17 protein-coding genes are annotated in these 22821 nt (G+C 57.1%); 9 read left to right on the top strand and 8 right to left on the bottom strand.

Translation table 11 applies throughout. The features are described 5' to 3' along the window. The first annotated feature begins 50 nt into the window (after nucleotides 1-50). The 8 genes from RMR13_RS05415 (at nucleotide 51) to RMR13_RS05380 (ending at nucleotide 10658) form a co-directional block, all read left to right on the top strand. Nucleotides 51-998 carry an NAD-dependent epimerase/dehydratase family protein gene (locus RMR13_RS05415; protein ID WP_310599620.1) on the top strand — a complete coding sequence of 316 codons (948 nt, stop codon included), beginning with the start codon at nucleotides 51-53 and terminating at the stop codon, nucleotides 996-998. Between the two features lie 54 nt (nucleotides 999-1052). Further along, on the top strand, nucleotides 1053-4502 hold the full coding sequence (locus RMR13_RS05410; RefSeq protein ID WP_310599619.1) for a glycosyltransferase: 3450 nt from the start codon (nucleotides 1053-1055) through the stop codon (nucleotides 4500-4502). A 13-nt stretch (nucleotides 4503-4515) separates the two neighbouring features. Continuing rightward, nucleotides 4516-5820 carry a glycosyltransferase family 4 protein gene (locus tag RMR13_RS05405; protein ID WP_310599618.1) on the top strand — a complete coding sequence of 435 codons (1305 nt, stop codon included), beginning with the start codon at nucleotides 4516-4518 and terminating at the stop codon, nucleotides 5818-5820. Further along, nucleotides 5820-6776 carry a glycosyltransferase family 2 protein gene (locus RMR13_RS05400; protein ID WP_310599617.1) on the top strand — a complete coding sequence of 319 codons (957 nt, stop codon included), beginning with the start codon at nucleotides 5820-5822 and terminating at the stop codon, nucleotides 6774-6776. The genes RMR13_RS05405 and RMR13_RS05400 overlap by 1 nt, the downstream gene beginning before the upstream one ends. 105 nt (nucleotides 6777-6881) lie before the next feature. Continuing rightward, nucleotides 6882-7643, top strand: coding sequence for a glycosyltransferase family 2 protein (locus tag RMR13_RS05395; protein ID WP_310599616.1), 762 nt, complete (start codon nucleotides 6882-6884; stop codon nucleotides 7641-7643). A gap of 207 nt (nucleotides 7644-7850) precedes the next feature. Then, nucleotides 7851-9083, top strand: a complete 1233-nt coding sequence (locus RMR13_RS05390) for an oligosaccharide flippase family protein (RefSeq protein ID WP_310599615.1) — start codon at nucleotides 7851-7853, stop codon at nucleotides 9081-9083. 67 nt (nucleotides 9084-9150) lie between these two features. Beyond that, nucleotides 9151-10101: an NAD-dependent epimerase/dehydratase family protein gene (locus RMR13_RS05385; RefSeq protein ID WP_310599614.1), complete on the top strand. Its 951-nt coding sequence runs from the start codon at nucleotides 9151-9153 to the stop codon at nucleotides 10099-10101. Next, a complete protein-coding gene (locus tag RMR13_RS05380) occupies nucleotides 10098-10658 on the top strand; it encodes a sugar transferase (protein ID WP_409070266.1) in 561 nt (186 codons plus the stop codon). Before RMR13_RS05385 ends, RMR13_RS05380 begins: the two co-directional genes overlap by 4 nt. A 191-nt stretch (nucleotides 10659-10849) precedes the next feature. Here the strand turns inward: RMR13_RS05380 and RMR13_RS05375 are convergent, their stop codons facing one another. From RMR13_RS05375 to RMR13_RS05340, 8 genes are all read right to left on the bottom strand, one after another. Continuing rightward, a complete protein-coding gene (locus RMR13_RS05375; RefSeq protein WP_310599612.1) occupies nucleotides 10850-11245 on the bottom strand; it encodes a type II toxin-antitoxin system VapC family toxin in 396 nt (131 codons plus the stop codon). Continuing rightward, nucleotides 11242-11484 carry a FitA-like ribbon-helix-helix domain-containing protein gene (locus RMR13_RS05370; RefSeq protein ID WP_310599611.1) on the bottom strand — a complete coding sequence of 81 codons (243 nt, stop codon included), beginning with the start codon at nucleotides 11482-11484 and terminating at the stop codon, nucleotides 11242-11244. The genes RMR13_RS05375 and RMR13_RS05370 overlap by 4 nt, the downstream gene beginning before the upstream one ends. 124 nt (nucleotides 11485-11608) lie before the next feature. Further along, entirely contained in the window at nucleotides 11609-15409 is a 3801-nt protein-coding gene (purL, locus tag RMR13_RS05365) for a phosphoribosylformylglycinamidine synthase (RefSeq protein WP_310599610.1), read from the bottom strand. 85 nt (nucleotides 15410-15494) lie between these two features. After that, the gene (locus tag RMR13_RS05360) at nucleotides 15495-16058 is read right to left on the bottom strand and encodes a hypothetical protein (protein ID WP_310599609.1); all 564 of its coding nucleotides are present in this window, start codon (nucleotides 16056-16058) and stop codon (nucleotides 15495-15497) included. Nucleotides 16059-16285: 227 nt separating this feature from the next. Beyond that, a complete protein-coding gene (locus tag RMR13_RS05355) occupies nucleotides 16286-17875 on the bottom strand; it encodes a radical SAM protein (protein ID WP_310599608.1) in 1590 nt (529 codons plus the stop codon). A gap of 269 nt (nucleotides 17876-18144) precedes the next feature. Continuing rightward, nucleotides 18145-19728, bottom strand: a complete 1584-nt coding sequence (locus RMR13_RS05350) for a peptide chain release factor 3 (RefSeq protein ID WP_310599607.1) — start codon at nucleotides 19726-19728, stop codon at nucleotides 18145-18147. An 8-nt stretch (nucleotides 19729-19736) separates the two neighbouring features. Continuing rightward, nucleotides 19737-21314 (bottom strand): L-aspartate oxidase, encoded by a 1578-nt coding sequence (gene nadB / locus RMR13_RS05345; protein WP_310599606.1) that lies wholly within the window; start codon nucleotides 21312-21314, stop codon nucleotides 19737-19739. Then, nucleotides 21311-21982, bottom strand: a complete 672-nt coding sequence (locus RMR13_RS05340) for a glycoside hydrolase family 25 protein (protein WP_310599605.1) — start codon at nucleotides 21980-21982, stop codon at nucleotides 21311-21313. The genes nadB and RMR13_RS05340 overlap by 4 nt, the downstream gene beginning before the upstream one ends. A gap of 130 nt (nucleotides 21983-22112) precedes the next feature. Here RMR13_RS05340 and RMR13_RS05335 point away from each other — a divergent pair, with 130 nt between their 5' ends. Continuing rightward, nucleotides 22113-22619: an Hsp20/alpha crystallin family protein gene (locus tag RMR13_RS05335; RefSeq protein WP_409070263.1), complete on the top strand. Its 507-nt coding sequence runs from the start codon at nucleotides 22113-22115 to the stop codon at nucleotides 22617-22619. The last annotated feature ends 202 nt before the right edge of the window (nucleotides 22620-22821 follow it).

Raw genomic sequence — 22821 nt, 5'->3', positions numbered from 1 at the left:
ACCATGAAAAGAAAAAACCTGTTAGGTCTTCTATATAAGCTATTGCATCCATGAGAACATTAATTATGGGCGGCGCCGGATTTATCGGCCGTCATATCGTACACTTGCTGAATCGGACTGAGCGGAGGGTCTACGTGGCCGATCTTCTGCCGGTTTCCGAGCTTTCCCTGCCGAAAGGAGTTATGTATCACAGCGTTGCCGGGGCTGCGGATTGTGGCTTGTCCGGACTGAGTGGTGATTTCGACGAGATTGTCGATCTGGCGTATACTTCGGTGCCGCAAACCAGCTACGAGGATCCCATAAAGGATATCAGCGAAAACCTGCCCCGTTTTGTCCGTTTGTTGCAGTTCGCGGCAGAGCGGTGCAAAGGCAGGTTCGTGTTCCTTTCTTCCGGTGGAACGGTATACGGACAGGCGCAGTTTTTGCCCATTACGGAAAACCATCCCCTAGAACCGCTGTCTCCTTATGGAATCACCAAGCTGGCCACGGAAAAATACGCGGCCATGTATGGCCTGCAACGCGGCATCCCGATTATTTGCCTGCGGCCGGGCAACATCTATGGTGAAGGACAGATGCCTTTTCGCGGCCAGGGCTTTGTTGCCACGGCCATAGGTTCCGTTCTGGCGCGCAGGCCCATTACGGTTTTCGGTTCCACCGGCACCGTACGCGATTACATCCATGTGGAAGACGCGGCGCGGGCTGTTCTGGCCGCATTGGAAGCAGGAGTGCCGGGCACGGCATATAATGTTGGCACAGGACGCGGCCTGAACAACGCACAGGTGCTTGATCTTTTACAAAGGAATTTGCCCACGGCATATTCCATGCCGGCCATACAACATGTGCCGGAGCGGATGTTTGACGTGCGTGAAAACATTCTGAACTCCACCCGGCTGGAAACGGACACGGGTTGGAAGCCGGAAATTGTCTTTGAAGAAGGTGTTAAGCGCTCCTTCTTCTGGCTGGAGCGAAATTTTTCAGCCGAAAGCGAAGTGAAATAAGTATCATTACATATAACGGTCCGTTGCGGCGGCTAAAAATCAACAGGCAACCTGATGGCAAGACCGAAAGTTTCTGTATTACTCACTTCTTATAATCATGCGCATTTTTTACGCGAGAGCATAGACAGCGTTTTGCGGCAGACGATGACTGACTTTGAGTTGGTCATTGCAGACGATTGTTCCGCCGATAATTCCTGGGAGGTTATCCAATCGTACGGCGATCCCCGTATTCGTGCCGTGCGCTCTCCCAAAAACAGGCGGACTGCGTTCATTTTTGACATGATCCAGTCCCTCAATGGAGAATATTTTGCACTGCATCATTCCGATGACATCTGGATGCCCGAGAAGCTTGAAAAGCAGGTGGCTTTTATTGAAGATAATCCACAGTATGCGGCTGTTTTTACCCGCGTGGAGGGTATAGACCTACAAGGGAACAAAATTCCAGTGCCCGCATTCGATCAGAAAAACAAGACCAAGCATGAATGGCTCCGTTTTTTCTTTTTTCATGCCAATGCGCTATGCCATCCTTCCGTGTTGATGAAAGCGGATTATGCCAAACGGCTGTATACGAACTATGGCCCCACACTGATCAACGATTTGCGAAATTGGGTATGCATATGCCTGCGCGACGATATTTTTGTGTTGCAGGAAAAGTTAACCCAATTCAGATGGTACAGGACTAGTGATAGTGGCGATACAACCACGGCAAAAAAACAGTATATGGCTGAATTTTCATATATATTGGAATGTTTTCTTGGTTTGCCATCGCAGGAAGACTGGCTGCGTGTTTTTCCCGAGTTTGAAGAGTTCATGATCAATGATTGGTGCGAACCTCGCTATGCCTTTGCGCACCTTTGTCTGAGACAAGAGCACCGGCCATATTGCGTACACTTTGGTTTGCATTTGCTTATGGATTTGTTGAACGAAGACGAGACGCGTGCGGCCCTGGAAAGGGTCTATGGTTTTACAACAGTACAAATGCGGAGTTTGGCGAGAAGATATGATGTTTTTTTCAATGTTGAAAAAATACAAAAATTGGAACAAGGCTGTGCACAGGCGCAAAGGGATTTGGCGGGTTTGTATGGTTCCCGCTCGTGGCGTCTAACACACCCGTTGCGTATCGCTGCAAGCCGTTTGCGGCAGGGGGGTAACCTGGCGCAAACAGCTTGGCGTTATAAAAGAGTTCATGGCTTTTCCGCGCTGACACGCAAGCTCTATGCAACTATGCTTGAGAGAGGGCCTGTCGCCCGTATACTTGCCGCGCGAGGCGGCTTCCGGACCGTGGGTAACTTTGCACCAGGCCGGGAGGCCATGATTATAGTCTCGCACGACGCACGTCTTGGCGGGGCGACAATCCTTGCACTGCGTCTGGCTCGCTTTTTGCGTCAACACTATGATTTTTCCCTGCATTTCCTCATCTATCAAGGCGGTCCGAAGCTTGGCGAGTTCCATGAACTGGGCACTGTCCATTTGCTTGATATGCAATATGCATGCGGAGATTCGTTGCCCGGACGTGTCGAACGGATTGTTGCCCGTCTGGCGCAAAACGGTGTCAGGCGGGTGATCGCCAATACCGTCATTTCCGGGTCCTTGACAAAACTCTTGAAGCAACACGACATGACGATCATTTCCCTGGTTCATGAAATGCTGCGAGTGATAGAGCAGGGAAATCTTCTGACGAATGCAGAGCAACTGGCCACATATTCTGATGCCGTCATTTTTGGCGGTAACGTTGTCAGAAAAGCCTTTCCTTTTCCCGCAAAGCTTCCCGGAAAAACTGTTGTGCTTGGACAGGGTGCTCGTCATTACAGTACGCCTTATTCTCGAGAAGAAACAAGAACGAAGTTACGTACGCAACTCGGTATCCCCCAGGATGCCCGTATTATTTTTGGCTGTGGTCAAGCGGCGCCCCGCAAAGGCGTCGATTTGTTCACCGATGTTCTGACATGCTTGGGCAGCAGCATGCAGGATATTTTTTTTGTTTGGCTGGGCAATAATGCCGACCCCGCATACATTGCGGGGATACAGCAAAATCTCCAGAACGGGCCACTGGCTGACCGTTTCATTTTTCTGGATAAATTTGAGAACGATCCCTCTATGTATTTCTGCGGGTCCGACCTTTTTTTCCTGAGTTCGCGCGAAGATCCCTTCCCCACAGTTGTTCTTGAGGCCATGCGGGCACGCCTGCCCGCCGCCGCATTTTCCGGCACCGGTGGCGCGGAAGAGATGCTTGGAGAAGGTCGCGGCATTATTGCCCGGCACCTGGATGTTGCGGATATGGCAGAAAAGTTAAAGAAATTTTTGCTGCACCCCGACCCGGATATGGTGCGATACGCTTATGCGTATGTCCGTGACTTTACGTGCGAACGGTATGTTTCCAGAATATTGGCAATATTCCGCACTGTTGAATGCCCAAACAAAGGATTGTCCCACAACGCGGCGACTCCCTATCTCATACAAGCGCCCGTGCCCGCCGCAAACGCCAAACGAATTCTCCATATTATCGGCAACTTTCATATGGGGGGATCCAGCAAATTGATTGCGGATATTGTTGAAGGCGTCGGACCGGAGTTTCGACATCACATCATTGCGCAGTCGAACCCCTCCCCTCAGGCCTACCTTGGCGTTACTGTTGAGGAGCTTCCCTTGGATACGCCTGATTGCGTGTTTCGCGACAGATTCGATGCATATATGCCAGATTGCATCCATGTCCATTATTGGGGCGCAGGTGATATGCCCTGGTATTCTCGTATTTTTGACAATCTTGCGCATGTGACTGTTCCAGTCATTCAACACGTCAATACTCCCGTTGAACCCTACGAATCACCTGTTGTGACAAAAAATGTTTTTGTCAGCCGATATACTGAAGAAACATTTGGAAAAAACGACGGAAAGAACCTCGTCATTTATCCCGGCGTGGATTTTGATCACTATTTCAGGCATGCGGACATGTCGCTACGGGATCCGAATTGCGTGGGAATGGTGTACAGGCTGGATGGAGATAAAATAACGATTGAGTCCTTTGATCCACTTATTGCACTGGCAATGATGCGGCCTGCTGTCACCATCCTTGTTGTCGGGGGAGGCGCTCTCTACGAGCAAATAAAGGCAAAGATCGCCGACGCGGGGGTTGCTGCCCAGTTTCAACTTGTGGGGCATGTGGCTTTCGAGGACTTGCCGAACCATTATTCCAGGATGTCTGTGTTTCTTGCACCTGTCATAGCTGAAAGCTTTGGTCAGGTAACCCCTATTGCCATGGCCTTGCAGCTGCCTGTGGTTGCCCATAATGTCGGAGCGTTGGGAGAAATTTTAGATACGCCTTCGAGTTTGGTGCCTGCAGGGCATTCCGCGCAATTTGCAAAAAAAGTGTGTGAATTGCTGGACGATACCCCTCGACGCGAAAAGTTGGGGAAGCAGCACCAGGAACGAGCGATCCGTTTGTTCTCATTACCGACAATGGTTTTGGCTTATCGACAGCTTTACAATGAGTTAATTTCTGCCTGAGAAGTGTGATATTATGACACATCGCAGCATAACATGGGGAAAAATAAAAAAGGGCTTTCTGTTGCTCAAGTCTCTCGTCACGCAACAAAACAGAAAGTTGTTTTTGCATTATCTCAATCGTTATCTATCTGAAATTACATCGCAGAATGCCTCCGTAATCACCCGGACCTCAATACAACGTTTTCTGCTTTCCGCACAGGCACAGCATTTATTTTGCCGCGATCGATCAGGGAAACCTCCCTCAATCTTGTTCATCTTCCACGAACTCTCTTTAACCGGAGCGCCTATTGTCGGAGTACAACTTGCGCAAACGCTGGCTAAACACTATGGCCTCCCTCCTGTTATTCTGGCCCTGCGAGATGGTCCTCTCAAAGATGTGCTGGAACGCGTAGGCATGACCGTGATTATTGACGAAAACTATCTCTCCGCACAGCGAGACCTCTTTTGCCAAGAACTGTTTTGCCGCCATTTTGATGCAATTATTGTGAACAGCCTTGCCTCATCAATATTTTTGCAGAATTTTGCCTCCCACGGGCTTCCCATGGCCTGGTGGATTCATGAAAGTGCCGAAGGTTTTCGTTATGCGCCTCCTGTGTTTCCCCGCTGTTTTGATATGATGCGGGCTGTATGGTGGGTTAGTCCAAATTCCGAAGCTTGCGGACGAAGATACGTTTCCGAAGATAAAACTGCATATTTACGCTACGGCGTGGCAGATCGTGCCACCACGGAGAAAAATGCGCCCCTGTGTTCCCGGGAGATAGTATTTGGTCTTATCGGTTCATTCATTCGCCGTAAAGGGCAGGATATTTTGTTGTCCGCTCTGGCGCAACTTTCTTCCCCTGTTCTTGAGAGAATTCGTGTTATCATCGTTGGCGAGCCTTATGACCCCGATGGAAATCCTGACTATACCAAGGATATTCTTGTAAAAATGAGAAAATTTTCCAATATCGACTATCGTGGAACAATGTCCAATGACGACTGCCTCAAACTGCTTGCTTCTTTGGATGTGCTCATTTGCCCATCCACAGACGATCCCATGCCGGTTGTAGTAACAGAGGCCTTAATGTGTTCGAAGCTTTGCATCATTTCTGATGCGATAGGGCAGGCGCATTTGTTGAATCATGAGGAGGCAATACTGATTCCGGCAGGTTCTCCAGAGGCGTTGGCGGATGCGATCACGAACATTGTCAACCAGCCGGAATTGATAGAACGTTTTGCCACTCCGGCACGGGCAGCCTATGAGCGTTTCTTTTCCATAGAGCAATTTGAAAACAATGCTATACACTTGGTTGATGGTCTCCTTAATTTAAAAAACTAATGTATCAAATCGACATACTTCTTGCATCATTTAACGGAGAAACGTTCCTTCGTGAACAGTTGAAATCACTCGTTGACCAGGATTATACAGATTGGAGGTTGATCATTAGAGATGATGGGTCAGTCGATCGTACCATTGAAATAATCAATATATTGGCGTGCCAATGCCCTGAAAAAGTATTGTTTGATGATGAATATTTTCAAACCAAAGGAGCCTGTGGAAATTTTTCATACCTATTGGAAAAGTCGGCCGCAAATTATATTATGCTTTGTGATCAGGACGATGTTTGGCTGCCGGATAAAATTGCCAAAACGCTCAAACTGATGAAATCGATTGAACAAAAATACGGTCATGATAAACCAATATTGATCCATACAGATTTGCGTATCGTTGATGAGCAACTGCAACCCATCGCTTCCTCATTGTTGAAATACCAACATCTTTCTCCTCGTTCTGGTTCTCAAATGCATCGCCTCCTGACGCAAAATATTGCAACAGGTTGTACGATGATGATAAATCGCCCTTTGATAAAACTGGCGACTCCAGTTTCAAAGAAGGCAGTCATGCACGATTGGTGGCTGGCATTGATTGCCGCCCTATTTGGTAAAATTGCCTTTTTGGATGAGCCAACGATTTTGTATCGGCAGCACCACAAAAATTGTGTCGGTGCGAAGCAGTGGGGGCTCGGGAGGATTGTGTATCATATGCAAAATTTTAGAGTTTCTCAAAAATCTATATTATATGCAATGGATCAAGCGCAGGCTATATTGGACCGGTATCGTGATCAAATACCTTCTTCAATGAGCACTATGATTAATGCCTACGTTGATCTTCCACGCATGTCAAGAATGGAGCGTATCAAAACAGTATTCAAATATCGTTTTTTTAGACAAGGAGTGCTTCGTACGGCAGGTTTTCTTGTTTGCCTCACAATGCTCAGCCGATCCCATCATTGAGCGCACCCATGAAAAACGTGCTCAATAACAGCGACTATTAGGCCAAATAGCCAAATCGCTCATGTCATTTTTGGCTCGCCCTTCATTTCTCCAGTAAACTGACGGATGAACCGGAATTATTCGCAATCAGTTGCTATATCGGTTGTCAGTCATGGTCACGGCACCATGGTGGAGCGACTCGTCACAGTTTTGTTAAATTATCCGGAAGTCGGACAACTTATTGTAACGCGTAATATTCCAGAATCGTTGATGCTGCCGCAAGATACCCGGATAAGGTTGATCGACAACTCTCGGCCGGCAGGCTTCGGAGCCAACCACAATGCGGCGTTCAACCACTGCAATCAACCGTATTTTTGTTCCCTGAATCCGGATATCCAGTTAGAAAACAATCCCTTTCCATTTTTACTTGCTGTCATGGAGGAGGAGGCCAAAGCCGTCATTGCGGCGCCACTTGTCAGAAATCCTTTGGGCGGAGTGGAAGACAGTATGCGTACTTTTCCCACCATCCGGTCCCTGTTGCTGAAAACCTTGGGTGTATCGGATGGTCGTTGCCGGATTCCGGACGATTCCTCGGTCTTTTTCCCAGAGTGGGTTGCCGGCATGTTCATGTTGTTCCGTAGCGATGCCTTCAAGCAACTTCGTGGATTTGACGAACGCTTCTTCCTCTATTACGAGGATGTGGATATCTGTGTACGAGCTTGGAACGCCGGGATGAAGGTCATCGCATGCCCTGTCATCTCGGTTGTACATGATGCCCGGCGCGACAGCCATAGTCAATTTCGCTATATGCGTTGGCATTTGTCGAGCATGGTTCGCTATTTTTTGAAACATTGGGGGCGACTACCCGGAGTGCCAAATGCTTCATGAAGACATGATGAGTACACCGATGCGGCTCGCTGTCGAAGCAGCAGGATGTATCCTATTAGTCCGATATCACGGAAAAGCTGCAACAACTCTCACGCCGAGGTGTATGGCCGGATTTTTTGGGGAACAATCAACCGCAGAGATGAACGATGTCCATCGCCGCGTTTTTGTTGTGTGATATTCGGGGAAACGCGAATGCAAGGATATGGAATGCTTCGGCGTTTTCTTGGGGCGCAGTGGCTGGCGATCGGTTTTATCGGCGGGGTGTCGTTTATCCTCAGCGTGTTCATTGCCCGTCGTTTTGGGCCAGAAACCTTTGGTGTCTACGCACAGGCGACTTCGTTCGGCATTCTGTTGGCGATCCTTGTCGATGGCGGTTTCGGCAAGCTTCTGCTTCGCGAGAAAGCCCGCACATCCTTGGCATTGGAGGAATATAGCGAAAAACTGCATGGATTCGCGTTTGGTCACGCCTACATGACCATTGCGTTGCTGGCGCTTCTGGCGATGACGGGCCCATTTTTTTCGCATCGATTGACCTTGCTGGCAACAGTGGGTGCCTTTGGCGTAACTGTGCTCGGGCAGTTTTCGCTCGCCATTCTCCGCGGTCAAGGCCGCCTGGTCCGGGATGCCGCGTGGCAGATCGGCGGCCGGGCATTGACAGCCGCCAGCATCGCTTTTGCTCTATGGTGGGGGGCAGATGAACCTTGGGAGGTCTTAGGGGCGCATTGCATGGGCATGGTGTTTTTTCTGTTGCTGCTCATGCGTAATGGCTGGGTGCTTCCTGTTTTTAAAATTCCTAGAAGAATCTACGCTGTTGTTGTTCCCCTCATCTGGCTTGACCTGGCCTCGGTGATCTATTTTCGGTCAGATATGCTTTTGTGTGAGCTGTTGGATATGCCAAACGCCGACGTCGGCGCCTATGCCGTGGCGTTTCGCTTGATCGATGCCTTTCTGCTACTCGCATCGCCGATAAGTCTCATGCTGTTTCGCCGTTTTCGATTGAACGTGGAAACACCGGTCAGAGAAGTTGTGATCGGCATCGTGCGTTTTTCCTTGCTGGCTGGGGGGATGGGGGCGATGATTTTTTTGATGGCCCTACCCACGGCTGATATATTGTTTCCGTTGTTTTTCGGTGAAAAATTCGTATTTGCTGGCACCTTGTTTAAGGTGCTTTGTTTCATGCTGGTGTTTTCCCTGGCCAACACGGTACTTGCGCAAGGGGTTTTTGCTTTGGGGCTTGACCGCCGGTATGCATGGACAGCCACGGTGGCCGCTGTGTTCAATGTCGGCGGCAACTGGTTGCTGATGCCCATCTACGGTGTCTGGGCCGCAGTATGGATGACCGTGGCCACCGAGGTGGTGGTGGGCATCGGCTTGTCGGCAGCTTTGCTCCACGCTTGGAAAAACGCCCCTTTGGTGCGGCAACACGGGAGCGCAACATGAACTCCATGGCGATGCATGTCTCCGGATCTGCTTTGCAGAATGTCGATCTATTCCAGGAGGTGGCGGGGTGCGATTGATTACCGGTACAACCGGGTTCATCGGCGGCCGTCTGGGGCGGGAGCTGGATCGCCGGGGTGCGGCCTGCGCGGCCTTGGGCAGGCACCCCGTTCCGGACAGGGCAAGCCGCACGGCGTCGTTGGACGATCCTGCGGCATTGCGTACCGCGTGCCAGGGCGCACGGACGGTTTTCCACTGCGCCGGGCATGCCCACGCCTTTGCCGCCCTGTCGCACAGCGATGCCGACCAGCATTGGCGGGTCAATTTCGAGGGAACGCGCAATCTTGTCGAGGCGGCCGGGCAGGCCGGGGTGCAAGGCTTTGTTTTTCTTTCAAGCGTCAAGGCCATGGCCGAGCCCGGCGAATTGTGCGCGGACGAGGATTTTCCGGGAGCGCCGGAAACAGCCTACGGGCAAGCCAAACGGGCAGCGGAGGAGGCGGTGCTGGAGGCCGGGCGGCAATACGGCATGCACACCGTGAACCTGCGGTTGGCCATGGTTTACGGGTCCGGCGGGCGGGGCAATCTTGAGCGCATGGGCAGGCTGGTGCGGCGCGGTTTGTTTCCGCCTCTGCCCGAGACCGGCAACCGTCGCTCCCTGGTGCATGTCGACGATGTGGTTGCCGCCATGCTGCGGGTGGCGGAAGATGAGCGAGCCCGTGGCCGGACCTATATCGTGGCCGGGCCGGAGGCCCCGTCTGGACGGCAGTTGTACGATGCCCTGCGGGAGGTTCTGGGATTGCCGCCTTGCCGGTGGAGCGTCCCCGCAGCCGTGCTGCGCGGCGCGGCCCGTTGCGGCGACGGCCTGGAAGTCCTGTGCCGGCGGCGCGTGCCGCTCGACAGCGAGGCCGTTGCCCGCCTGCTGGGCTCGGCCTGGTATTCTCCGGCGCGTATCACCCGGGAGCTGGGGTGGGAGGCGACAATCTCCCTGAAGACGGGACTACGGGAGATGTTCGGGTGTTGAAGCGGGGTTTCGACCTGGTCCTGGCAACGATCGCTCTGATGGTCCTGGCGGTTCCCCTGCTGGCGATTGCCCTTCTGGTGCGGCTGACCTCGCCGGGTCCGGCGCTTTACTGGTCGGACCGGGTGGGGAAAAACAACGTGCTCTTTAAAATGCCCAAGTTTCGCAGCATGCGGATTGGCACCCCGGCGGTCGCCACCCATCTCCTCGACGATCCGGCCCGCCATCTGACCCCGATCGGCTCCTTCCTCCGCACCACCAGCTTGGACGAACTGCCGCAACTGTGGAGCGTGCTGAGGGGCGACATGAGCTTTGTCGGGCCGCGTCCCGCCCTGTTCAATCAGGACGACCTGATCGCCCTGCGGACCGAGCAGGGCGTGCATCGGCTCGTCCCCGGCGTGACCGGCTGGGCGCAGATCAACGGCCGCGACGAACTGCCCATTCCGGAAAAGGTCGAACTGGATGCGGAGTACCTGCGCCGGCGATCCTTCCGGTTTGATCTCACCATCCTGTGGCTGACCCTGGTCCGGGTCAGCCGCCGCGACGGAGTCTCGCACTAACCCCATTTCCAGATCAAACAAGATGTGATCCGCACGGCAAAACGTGGCCGAGGGGGATGAGGCATTTCGACCAAAGGAGACATCCCCTTGCCACAACGAGATTTCTTCTCGCTGTTTTGTCGGATTCCGAACAACATCCCTTGCCAAGCCTCATTCTCACCGTCGGGTGCCTCAATGTGCGACCATGCCTGTCAGCACGCAACAAGAGAAAGAGTGGTTTCCGGAAATGCCCGCAACAGCTTGCCGTCCATCGTGACGGCCTTTATCCCAAGACTCATGGCCAAGGCCACAAATTCGCAGTCATATGCGGAACAATCGCTTCTATCGGCCAAGGCCAGAACATCCGCTGAGTTGACTTCATATTCCGCACGGACGAGCAACGATTCAGCTTCGTTCTGGAGTCGCATCGCCTGAGCGAGAGATAATCGGCCTCGTCGCATATACCCGGTCAGAATATTGCGAAATTCACTTCGCCATAACAAGGGGGCTGCCCACTCCCGCTCATCCAGCAGCAAGCGTTCGGCATGAGAGGTAAACTCGCACGGCAGGTACAAGTAGGCCAGAACATTGGTATCGACAACGATCATGAACGGCCTTCCCGCTTGAAAGCATCGATGTCCGCAGCCTGAAAGCCTGTTCCGATCCGCTCCCGAAGGAGGCGGGCACGTTTCAGGCGTTCGCTCGCATCCATACTTTCAGGGACGAGAACGGTTTCGAGGCACACAATGGCCTCACTGTTCAAACTGCGCCTGTGCAACTCGGCAGAAGCCTTGAGACGGGCGTAGACATTCTCGGGGATATTTTTGAGCGTAAGTGTTGTCGACATATGATCTCCTTTTTTGGAACCAAAATACATCCATTTTGGTTTTTGATCAAGGGCCAAGCTGATTGGCTGCTGCGGAATAGAGACTGTCGCAGCGACTCCTCATCGGTCAATTTCGCCTCTCCGTTCAACCCATGCACCAGGCATAGGCGTTCTGGAACATCCGCAGCCAGGGGCTGACCGGCAAGCCCTGCATCGATTGGGGCAGCCAGTGGCACTGCCAGGGCAGGAAGGCCCGTTCGGGGTGGGGCATGATCGCCAAATGGCGGCCGTCGGGCGAGCAGATGCCGGCGAGACCGCCGGGTGAACCGTTGGGATTGAAGGGATAGCTTTCGGTGGGCTGGCCCTCGTCGTCGACAAAAACCACTGCCGCCATTTGTTCGTTCCACACCCGGTCGCGGATGGCGGCGTCCGGGAAATGCAGAAAGCCCTCGCCGTGGTCGACATGGATGCCGAAGGCCGTCTCTTCCATGCCCGGCAGCATGATCGCCTTGCTGGGCAGGATTTTGACCGTGGTCCAGCGTGATTCGAAGCGGCCGCTCAGATTGTGGATGAAGCGGGGCTGTCGCTCGGCCTCGATGCCCTGCCAGGGCACCCAGCCGAGCAGGCCGAAGAGCTGGCAGCCGTTGCAGATGCCCAGGGTAAAGGTGTCCGGCCGATTGTAGAATGCGTGGAACTGAGCCTGGAGCCGCTGATTGAAGCGGATGGTCGCGGCCCAGCCCTTGGCGCTCTCCGGCACGTCGGCATAGGAAAAACCGCCCACCGCCGCGATGCCCCGGAAGCGAGCCAGATCGATCCGGCCGGCCAGCAGGTCGGTCATGGTCACGTCCCAGGGCTCGAACCCGACCGAGTAAAAGGCGGAGCTCATCTCCCGGTCGGAATTGGAGCCCTCGTCGCGGAGAATGACCACTTTGGGCTTGTCGTTTTTTTGCAGGATGGCCGGCGCGGTGGCCTCGGGCTTGAAACTCAGGGCGTATTCCGGACCCTGGCGGTCGAAGATGTTGAACTTCTCCGCTTCGGCAAGTTCCGGGCCGATCTGCAACCGCTCCAGTTGATAGCTGGTTTCCTCCCACCATTGGCGGAGCACGATCATGGCGTCGTCCAAAATCACCTGCCCGTTGTACTGGACGGTGATGGCCTTCTTCGCCGTGGTGGATCCCAGCACCATGCAGGGCACCTTGGCCTGCTCGAACCGCTGCTTGACCTCGGCCAGATGGTTCCAGCCGCATTCGATCACCAGGCCCAGCTCCTCGGCAAAGAGCATCTCCAGCATCGAAGCCTGGCCGCTGAGCGCCAGGTTGAGGCCGCAGTTGCCGGCAAAGGCCATTTCCAGCACCGTGGTGATCAGGCCGCCGTCGCTGCGGTCGTGGCCGGAGTGGATCAGGCCTTGTTCGAGCAGGTATTGCACGGCGCCAAAGGCCCGCCTGACCAGCTGCGGGTCGTCCATGTCCGGGACCTCGTCGCCGATCCGGCCGCAGACCTGGGCCAGGGCGCTGCCGCCCAAGCGGTTCTTGCCGCCGGCAAGGTCGACCAGCAGCAGGGCCGCCCCGGGCTCCTTGATGTCCGGGGTGACCTTCCTGCGGATGTCGTCCATGGCGGCGTACAGGGAAATGACCAGTTCGCGCGGCGATTTGACCACCTCGTCGCCCACCTTGGCCGCCATGGACAGGCTGTCCTTGCCGCCGTCCACCGCGATGCCCACGGCGATCATCGCCGCCGCCATGGCCTCGGCCGCATCGCGCAGGGCCGCGCCTTCGCCGGGCAACTTCGGCGCCCACATCCAGTTGGCCGAGCATTTGACCTGCTCCAGATCCCTGATCCGGGCCCAAACCAAATTGGTCAGCGCCTCGCCCACCGCCATCCGCGCCCCGGCCGCCGGGCTCACCAGCATCTTGATCGGCTGTTCGCCGATGGCCGTGGCAATGCCGCTGTGGCCGAAATGGCTCTGGGCCACCACCGCCACGTCGCCGACGGTCAGTTGCAGCGGGCCGCAGCACTGCTGCTGGGCGATCAGGCCGGTGACCGCCCGGTCGACCTTGTTGGTGAGAAACCGTTTGGAGCCCACCGACACCAGCCGCAGCACCCGGTGCAGGGCCTCCCGCACATCCAGGCCCTTGGGCGGGACAAAGGGGGACAGGGGCAGGACGGACCGGCTGTCGGTGAAGGTTTTCTGCGGAATCTTGCCGAGTAGTTCGGGAATCTCGATGTCCACCGGGGTGGAGTTGTCCAGGCTGTCATGGACAGTGAAGCGCAAGTCGCCGGTGACCTCGCCCAGAATTTCGCAGGCCACCTTCTCACGCTCGCAGATCTGTTGGAAGCGCTCGATGTTCTCGGGACTGATCAGGAGGCCGACCCGCTCCTGGTATTCGGCCACGTAGATTTCCAAAACCGACATGGTCGGGTCGCCGACCCGGATGTTGCGGATCTCCACCCGGCCGCCGGCGTGTTCGACCAACTCCTTGAGCACATTGGCTGGGCCGCCGGCACCCTGGTCGTGGATAACGTCGATCAGGCTCAAGTCGCCCATCTCGTTGCAGGCGCGGATCACCCGGTTCATCTTTTGTTCCATCTCGGCGTCACCGCGCTGGACCGCGTCGAAATCGAGCTTGGATTCGTTCTCGCCCTGCATCATCGACGAGGCCGCGCCGCCGCCGAAGCCGACCCGGTAGGCCGGGCCGCCCACCTGGACGATCAGCATGCCCTTGGCCGCCTGCTTTTTTTCGGTGTGCCGGTCGTCGATCTGGCCGATGCCGCCGGTGAACATGATCGGCTTGAGAAAGCCCCAGCGTTCGCCGCTATCCAGGCGCAGATCGAAACTGCGGGTAAATCCCTGGATCAGCGGCTCGCCGAACTTGTTGCCGTAGTCCGAGGCACCGTTGCTGGCCTCGATCTCGATTTCCAGGGCCGGGGCCAGGGTGTCCGGGCAGGCGTAGTTGTTTTCCCATTCCAGTTGGTAGCCGGGAATGTGGAGGTTGGCCACGCAGTAGCCGGCGGTCCCGGCCATGACCAGGCCGCCGCGGCCGGTGCCCTGCACGTCGCGGATGCGGCCGCCGGTGCCGGTCTCGGCGCCGGGAAAGGGGGCGACTCCGGTGGGAAAGTTGTGGGTTTCGGCGGTGAGCAGTGGGTGATAGTGGACCGCGGCCTCGCGCAGCGGCGAGGGCTGGCCTGGCTGTTCGGGCAGGAGCGTGAGCAGGGAAGTGCCTTCGATCACGCTGGAATTGTCCTTGAAGGCCACCTTGCTGCCCTTGGGATTGGCGACCAGGGTATCGGTTACCACCTTGAACAGGGGCGTGTCGTAGTTGTAGCTGTCAATCACCTGTTTGCCGCGGAAAAAACCGTGGCGCGAATGCTCGGAATTGGCGTTGTTGAGGTCCATGATCTCGACAATGGTCGGGTTGCGGCCGCAACGCTTGACGAAATAATCGTGGTACAGCTCCCGGTCCCATTGGTCCATGGAGATGCCGGGGATGTCGAGCAGGCCGTCCGGCCCCTTGCCCATCAGGTCGACCTCGTAGACCGGCTCGGGCTCGATGCCGGTCTCGAAGGTGGTCAGCGGCGTCGGGTAGACGCATTCGGTCATCCGGTCGTGATGCTTGGCGGCAAAGGCCGCCATCTCTTCGCCTTCCGGCACCAGATAGCGGCGGGAGCGTTCCACCCGGGTGACCATGTCCAGGCCGACTGCCCGGCAGATGGACACCATGTTCGAGGACCAGGCGGTGGCGAAGTTGAGCCGGGGTCCGATTTCGATGACCCGTTCGCCGGCCAGGGCGGGCGTAAAGGTGACGGTGTCGAGGAGAAAGCCGTCGGCCAGGATCAGGCGCAGCCGCTCGGTTTCCTCCGGCTTCAGCGCCCGGCTGGATTCGATATTGAAGCAATAGGCGAAATCGGGCTTGATTTGACGATGGAGTTGGGTGACGAGAGATGGCATGGTTGGTCGGTGGGTATGAGGATGAAAATTAGTGGTAAGTTTCAATGGTGATCGCAGTTTCAGGGAGCGTGGTAAGATTGCTGAGTTAGCCTTGTTTATTGAGAACGAGGTAAGTAATGGCGGCTGAAGCCGTGATGAATATTAGCAAGCCAACGCAGCACTTATCAAATGGATGTAAGCGGTGGGTAACATATGCTGCATACACAAGGCCTCCGACGATGAAAATGTCGACCACCGCAAGTACGATTACTATGGCGCCATGTGTCGTACTTGTGCACAGGGCATGAAGGCAGATGAAGAGTGACAAGCCAACAGTGAAGGAAATTATTGAGCTCGCCAGTTGTCCCAATCGATTCTCGGTATGAGCAACCGATCTCTCCAGACAAAGGCAATTGATCCCTAGCGCGCGGAGGCAAGTGATCAGTGAGCCGAGCCAAAGAAGGGTTAGGAAGATGAAGAAAAATGTCCGGGGATCAACAAAACTGATGAGCAAAGCATTGAGGTATGAATCTTTCGGGGCAACGCCAATCAAGTGAAATCGAATGAGCACTAAGCAGCCGACAATGAAACCCAAGGTTCCGAAAGATGGAAGATCTTTCTTGATTTCTTGCCAAAGAACACGAGGAACTGCTTTGATGTGATCGTTCATAAGATGGTTGTCTCCTGGAAGATATATTAATTATTTCATCGAGTTATCGTTCAGTTCGACATGGCGGAACGAAAGCCTTGCCTCTTTTGGCAAGACTGTCAACGCCTACCATGCCTGCACGGTCTGCCGGCTTGTCATGCCGCCATCTCCTTGCTCCGGTTTGCGTCGGCGAGTGCAACACGAGGCGCATCTTCAACGCAGGCGTGTCCAACTTACCAATGCCGTTCCTATTTTTCCGCCCCAAAGTGCGCGTCGGGCTCGCTTTTTTTACGGTTCTCTCCGTTGGGCCAGGGAAAACAGCCGCTGAAGAACGGGGCATGGTTGGAGGTGAAAAACGGCGGGTCGCGGTGGAGGATGGCGGCGATCTGCGGCTGGCGCTTGAATTCGCGGTCGAGGAAGGTTCGCACCGACCGCCGGTCCCAGCCTCGGGGATGGACGAAATCCAGGTAGAGCGATAGATCGGCCGGAGAAAATTCGGTGCCCGGCAACCGCTTGGCCTCTTCGCTGGCAATCGGCATGTTGAAGATGGCCAGGTTGAGGAAGGTGATGGCCCGGTGGTGGCGCAGGACGAAGTCCATGGTTTGCCGCGCCTCTGCCAGCGATTCCGAGGGGGTGCCGAAGAGAAGGTAGACGTAGGTGGCAATGCCGGCCTGTTCCATGGCCGCGAACACCCGGGCCGCCAACTCCAGGCGGATACCCTTGTCCATGGCGTCCAGCACTGCCTGGCAGCCCGATTCCAGCCCCAGCTTGAGCAGGACGCAGCCGGCGGCACGCAACTGCCGGCAAAAGTCGACATCGGCCAATTGCTCGTGGAACCGGACAAAACCGAACCAGGGCGCTCCGGGCGGTTGGTCGCGCAGCGCCGTCAGAAGCGCCGGGCTGACGGCATTGTCGAGCAGGTGGATCAGGTTCGGTCGCAGGTCGCGGCAAAGCCGCGCCAGCTGGCCGGTCGCGGTTTGGGGTGCAATCGGCTGGTAGCGGTTCTGCTCGGCGGTTTCCGGACAGAAGGTGCAGCGGTTCCAATAGCAGCCGCGCGAGGCGGAATAGGGCAGGACCGGGCCGGGAGCGAGGTAGTCGGCCCGCGGCAGGTCGGTGTAGTCGGGAGCCGCGCCCGTTATTGGGCCATCGTATCCCAACAGACGCAGCAGCGGCGCTTCGCCGGGGCCTTGGATGCAGCGGTCCACCAGGCCGGCGAAAGGCTCGTTCCAGCCGGGGCGGCCCATCCAGGAGCTGAGCAGGCCGCCGCCCAGCACCAGCTTGATCGCGGGATACCGGTCCCGGAGGAACCCGAGCAGGGCAAAGGTGCAGACCGCCTGGCTGAGATAGCACAGCGACAGGCCGATCCACTCGGGTGCGAGCGCCTCCAGCAGGGGGGGCAGTCGCGCTTCCATCCAGGGGAAAAAGGGACTGCGCCTACAATGTGCGGCCGCCTGCAACAGTTGGTCGCTGGCGAGCGGATCGAACTCGTCTTGATAATTGCCGAGGCTTACATGGATTGTCGGCCGCTTCCGGGCCAGTAGTTCCAGCGCCCGGTTGAGGTCGCGCACCGCCCGCTGGTAGCGATCGACATTCCGGTAGAGTTCGGGAGAGCGCAGGGCGGTCAGATTGGCGTGCCGATGGCGCAGGGCCCGTTTGGACCAGGCGTCGTCGGCTGCAGGAGGTTCTTGATCCAGGAGGAACAGCAGGCCTTCGAGGTTGGCGTCCAGCTGGGCGCAGGCGATGCCGTGCCGGCGCAGGCAACCTGCCAGGGCGGCGATGCCGGGCGGCGGTTCGCCGGGTTTGGCCACCGGCGGATGGATCAGCAGGATTGAGGTCATGGGGAGATTCCGGCTCGGCTTCTTCTTGGCGAGTGTTCTTCGTCAGGCGAAAACCGTTCGTGCCTGACCGAACAAGGTCGCTCCCTCGCCGGCCGCCGAGCCGCGAACCCGGCGGGGCAAGAACTCGCTGCGCTTAAACAGCTTGCCCCTGGTCCCGGTTCCGCACCCCGTCGCCCGGCTCAGCGGCAATGGCGTTCGGCATCGTGAACAATCGACATGGCGGAGGATGCCGGCGGCGGAGAAGGAAAAGGCCGCGTTGCCGGCGCAACTCACACCGATTCCCGGGTCTTGTGGAAAACCACCTCGGGAAACAGATCCTGGGTATGCGCCAGCCGCCAGGTCCCCTCGGCCAAGTAGGTCAGGTGGCCTTCGGCGTCGAAGGCCAGGTTGAATTGGGTTTTCTTCTCGAATTCGCGCAACTGTTGCTTGTTGTCGCAACTGACCCAGCGGGCCAGGGTGTAGCTGAGCGGTTCGTAGGTGGCGTCCACACCGTACTCGTCCTTGAGCCGGGTCATGGTCACCTCGAACTGGAGCACGCCCACCGCGCCGAGGATGTAGTCGTTGCCCATCAGCGGCCGGAAGACCTGCACCGCGCCTTCCTCGGCCATCTGCAGCAGGCCCTTTTGCAACTGCTTCATCTTCAGCGGATTTTTCAGGATCACCCGGCGGAAATGCTCGGGCGCGAAGTTGGGGATGCCGGTGAATTTGAGCTCTTCCTTGTCGGTGAAGGTGTCGCCGATCTTGATGGTGCCGTGGTTGTGAATGCCGATGATGTCGCCGGGGTAAGCTTCGTCCACGTGCGAACGCTCCTGGGCCATGAACACCGTGGCGTTGCTCAGGTTCACCTCCTTGCCCAGCCGGTGATGGACCACCTTCATGCCCCGGGTGAACTTGCCCGAGCAGATGCGGAAAAAGGCGATGCGGTCGCGGTGGGCCGGGTCCATGTTGGCCTGGATCTTGAACGTGAAGCCGCTGAAGGCCTCTTCCTCGGGGTGGACCATGCGGGTGGTGGTGGCGCGCGGACCGGGCGGCGGCGACAGTTCGACAAAGGCGTCGAGCAGTTCGCGCACGCCGAAGTTGTTGATGGCGCTGCCGAAGAACACCGGTGTCTGGCCGGCCTTGAGGTAGTGCTCGTATTCGAAGGGGTTGGCGGCGCCGTGGAGGAGGTCGATGTCCTCGCGCAGCTTGTCGGCGGCGTAGTTTCCCAGCAGTTGGTCGAGCATCGGGTCGGCCAGGTCTTTGACCACGATGCAGTCCTCGGGACGGGTATCCTTGCTGGGCGTGAACAGGGTGATCTGCCGGCGGTGTAGGTCGTAGACCCCCTTGAATCCCTTGCCCATGCCGATCGGCCAGGAAAGCGGCGCGCATTCGATCTGCAGTTTGTCCTCGATGTCGGAAAGGATGTCGAGCGGCTCCAGGCCGTCGCGGTCGAGCTTGTTGATGAAGGTGATGATCGGGGTGTTGCGCATCCGGCAGACCTCCATCAACTTGGTGGTCTGGGCCTCGACGCCCTTGGCACTGTCGATCACCATCAGCGCCGAGTCCACGGCGGTCAGCACCCGGTAGGTGTCTTCGGAAAAGTCCTGGTGGCCGGGGGTGTCGAGCAGGTTGATCTCGTAGTCGCGGTAGTTGAACTTCATCACCGAGGTGGTCACCGAGATGCCGCGCTCGCGCTCGATGGCCATCCAGTCGCTGGTGGCGTGCACCGCCGTCTTGCGGGATTTGACCGCGCCGGCCATCTGGATGGCGCCGCCGAAGAGGAGCAGTTTTTCGGTCAGGGTGGTTTTCCCGGCGTCGGGATGCGCGATCACGGCGAAAGTCCGCCGCCGGGCTATTTCTTGGGTCAGGTCCATGTATGCGATTAAAATTCGTTTCCGGGTGAGGCCGGGTAATCGAGCGAATAGTGCAACCCGATGCTCTCGGTGCGGCGGCGGGCGTCCTTGATGATCAGGTAGCCCACGGCGATCATGTTGCGCAACTCGCACAGGTTACGGGAGAGGGTCGAGCGCAGGTACAATTCCTCCGTTTCGCGGAAAATGATCTCCAGGCGGCGGTTGGCGCGGTCCAGGCGCAGGTTCGAGCGGACGATGCCCACGTAGGCGGACATGATCTGCTGCATCTCGCGGTAGTTCTGCGTGATCAGGATCATCTCCTCGGGGTGCGAGGTGCCCTCGTAGTCCCAGGCGGGGATGTCCGTGCGCAGCTCGATCTCTTTGATCTTTTGGATGGAGTGCGCGGCGGCTTTGGACGCGTAGACCGCCGCCTCGATCAGCGAGTTGGAGGCCAGTCGGTTGGCGCCGTGCAGGCCCGTGGAGGAGGTTTCGCCCAGGGCGTAGAGGTGCCGGATCGAGGTCTGGCCGTTCAGGTCGACCTTCACCCCGCCGCAGCAGTAATGGGCGGCCGGGGCCACGGGGATTACGTCCTTGGTGATGTCGATGTCCTCGGAGAGACACTTCTTATAGATGTTCGGGAAATGGTCGATCACCGAGCGCGGGTCGAGGTGCGTCACGTCGAGGTAGACGTAATCCAGGCCGCGCGTCTTCATCTCGTTGTCGATGCCGCGGGCCACCACGTCGCGCGGGGCGAGCGAGCCCATCGGGTGGTATTTGCTCATGAACTCCTCGCCGCTCGGCAGGCGCAGTTTCGCCCCGAAGCCGCGCATCGCCTCGCTGATCAGGAAGGCGGGGCGCTCGCCGGGGTGGTACAGCGAGGTGGGGTGGAACTGGATGAAGGCCATGTTGTCGATCACCCCTTTGGCGCGGTGCACCATCGCGATGCCGTCGCCGGTGGCGACCGACGGGTTGGTGGTGGTGTGGTCGATGTTCCCCACCCCGCCCGTGGCGAGCACCGTCACGCGCGAGAGGACCGTGGCGACCTGCTGCGTTTTCAGGTCGAGCACGTAGGCGCCGTAACAGGTGATCCCGGAGGTGTTCTTGCGCACCATCTGGCCCAGGTGGTGCTGGGTGAGGATGTCGACGGCGAAATGGTGTTCCCGCACCTCGATGTTGGGGTGCCGCTTGACCTGGCGGACAAGGACGCGTTCCAGTTCGGCGCCGGTGAGGTCCTTGGCGTGCAGGATGCGGTTTTCGGTGTGGCCTCCCTCGCGGGCGAGTTCGTAGGTGCCGTCGGCGCTGCGGTCGAATTTCGTGCCCATGCGCACCAGCTCTTTGATCGCGGCCGGGGCTCCGGTGACGACCTGTTCCACCGCGCGGCGGTCGCAGATGCCGCTGCCGCAGACCAGCGTGTCGTGGATGTGTCGCTCGAACGTGTCCGGCTCGTACATCACGCAGGCGATGCCGCCCTGGGCGTAGTTCGTGTTGCACTCGGTGATGTCGCCCTTGGTGACGATCAGCACGCGTCCGTGGTCGGCCGCGCGCAGGGCGTAACTCAGGCCGGCGATGCCGCTGCCGATGACCAGAAAATCGGTTTCGATACTCATAGCGTCAGTCTCTTGAGGTGCTCGGGTTTGTGGCCGAACACGTTACGGTCGACGTTGCCGCGGATCCCTTCCAGGCGGTGGGCGTCGGTGTGTTGCCAGAAGTGCCACTCCAGGTCGCCCGGCTCGCCGCGGTAATCGGCGATCCAGAGCGTATAGCGTTTGGCGGGAAAATCCTTTTTCAGGTAGGTCTCGTAAAAAACGGTCGAGCAGTAGATGATCGGGTCGGCGCCGTAATAGCCGCGGATCTCGTCGCAGAACGCTTTGGCCTCCTTCACGGTCTTTTTCGGGTCGGTCATGAAGCGGTGCTTCTCGATGTCCAGCACGGGCAGCAGGTTACCGGGTTTAAGTTGCGCGGTGCGGATGAAGTTGCGCGCCTGTTCGCGTCCCCCGGTGCGGTGGCCGAAGAAGTGGTAGGCGCCCCAGAGCACGCCCAGGCTATCCAGCTGGCAGGCGTGGCGGGCGTAGGTCGGGTCGGAAATGATGAGCCCCTCGGTCGCCTTCAGGAAGACGAAATGAGGGCGGTTGCGCTCCACCACGCGGCGCCAGTCGACGCCCGTCTGATGCTTCGAAACGTCGATCCCCCAAACCTCGTAGTCGTCCGGGGTGCGACTGCGCGAACAACCGTACACTGTGGCAACAAGAAGCGAAAAAAGAAGGATCCGGCGCATCGTTTTTGAAAGATGCGCAAAGGTAATATTTATTTAGGAAAATCAGAAATCCGCTTCCGCCCCCGCGCGGTGTGGCACACATTTTGACTTTTGGGCGGGTATGATGTCAAACCAATAAAAAGATAAAATTATGTTACCCGTAAGAAGGGAACGCCAATGGCTTCCCGACATTTTCGACGATTTTTTCGACAACGGCTGGATGGTCCGCGCCAACGCCACGGCACCCGCCATCAACGTGATCGAAACCGACAAAGAGTATAAGGTCGAAGTGGCCGCGCCCGGCATGACCCGCGAGGATTTCAACATCCGCATCAACGACGGCAACCAGCTCGTCGTGACGATGGAAAAGAAGTTCCAGAGCGAGGACAAAGATGCCAAAGCGGAGAAAAAAATGACCGAAAAACAGACCCGGGAGTGGGCCGAAGTGGACAAAGCCATCGAGAAAAGCGGCGGCGAAGGCCGCTACCTGCGCCGGGAGTTCTCCTACACGCGCTTCCAGCAGGCGATGATCCTGCCCGACAACATCAAGGCGGACAAGATCTCGGCAAAAATGGAGCATGGGGTGCTCAACATCAGCATCCCGAAGAGCGCTCCGAAGGCACAGGCGGCCAAAGAACGGCTGATCGAAGTGAAGTAAGGCCTACTGCAATCACCCATCTCTTGGGCGGCGTGTCCGGAATCTTTCCGGGCACGCTTTTTTTTCGTCATGTCGAGGGGCCAGTCGGGAAATGTCAGACACTGGGGTTTTGATTTATGGGCATGGCGCGCGCCCAGGAGCTAACACACGCCGGGGCCCCAGGCACGGGGGGGTGGGGGGTGTCCGGTGGGCAAAAAACGCA

Origin of the sequence: Desulfobulbus sp., assembly GCF_031547805.1 — a bacterium.
In the GTDB taxonomy this organism is placed as follows: domain Bacteria; phylum Desulfobacterota; class Desulfobulbia; order Desulfobulbales; family Desulfobulbaceae; genus Desulfobulbus.
The sequence above is the reverse complement of the archived record's forward strand: the minus strand, read 5'-3'. Positions and strand labels throughout refer to the sequence as shown.

Bases quoted from the DNA above. Each gene is read 5' to 3' on its own strand.
- RMR13_RS05340 (WP_310599605.1), bottom strand. From the start codon at position 21,982: ATGCGCCGGATCCTTCTTTTTTCGCTTCTTGTTGCCACAGTGTACGGT.
- RMR13_RS05335 (WP_409070263.1), top strand. From the start codon at position 22,113: ATGTTACCCGTAAGAAGGGAACGCCAATGGCTTCCCGACATTTTCGAC.
- nadB (WP_310599606.1), bottom strand. From the start codon at position 21,314: ATGAGTATCGAAACCGATTTTCTGGTCATCGGCAGCGGCATCGCCGGC.
- RMR13_RS05415 (WP_310599620.1), top strand. From the start codon at position 51: ATGAGAACATTAATTATGGGCGGCGCCGGATTTATCGGCCGTCATATC.
- RMR13_RS05410 (WP_310599619.1), top strand. From the start codon at position 1,053: ATGGCAAGACCGAAAGTTTCTGTATTACTCACTTCTTATAATCATGCG.
- RMR13_RS05350 (WP_310599607.1), bottom strand. From the start codon at position 19,728: ATGGACCTGACCCAAGAAATAGCCCGGCGGCGGACTTTCGCCGTGATC.
- RMR13_RS05360 (WP_310599609.1), bottom strand. From the start codon at position 16,058: ATGAACGATCACATCAAAGCAGTTCCTCGTGTTCTTTGGCAAGAAATC.
- RMR13_RS05390 (WP_310599615.1), top strand. From the start codon at position 7,851: ATGCTTCGGCGTTTTCTTGGGGCGCAGTGGCTGGCGATCGGTTTTATC.
- RMR13_RS05400 (WP_310599617.1), top strand. From the start codon at position 5,820: ATGTATCAAATCGACATACTTCTTGCATCATTTAACGGAGAAACGTTC.
- RMR13_RS05370 (WP_310599611.1), bottom strand. From the start codon at position 11,484: ATGTCGACAACACTTACGCTCAAAAATATCCCCGAGAATGTCTACGCC.
- RMR13_RS05395 (WP_310599616.1), top strand. From the start codon at position 6,882: ATGAACCGGAATTATTCGCAATCAGTTGCTATATCGGTTGTCAGTCAT.
- RMR13_RS05405 (WP_310599618.1), top strand. From the start codon at position 4,516: ATGACACATCGCAGCATAACATGGGGAAAAATAAAAAAGGGCTTTCTG.
- RMR13_RS05375 (WP_310599612.1), bottom strand. From the start codon at position 11,245: ATGATCGTTGTCGATACCAATGTTCTGGCCTACTTGTACCTGCCGTGC.
- purL (WP_310599610.1), bottom strand. From the start codon at position 15,409: ATGCCATCTCTCGTCACCCAACTCCATCGTCAAATCAAGCCCGATTTC.
- RMR13_RS05355 (WP_310599608.1), bottom strand. From the start codon at position 17,875: ATGACCTCAATCCTGCTGATCCATCCGCCGGTGGCCAAACCCGGCGAA.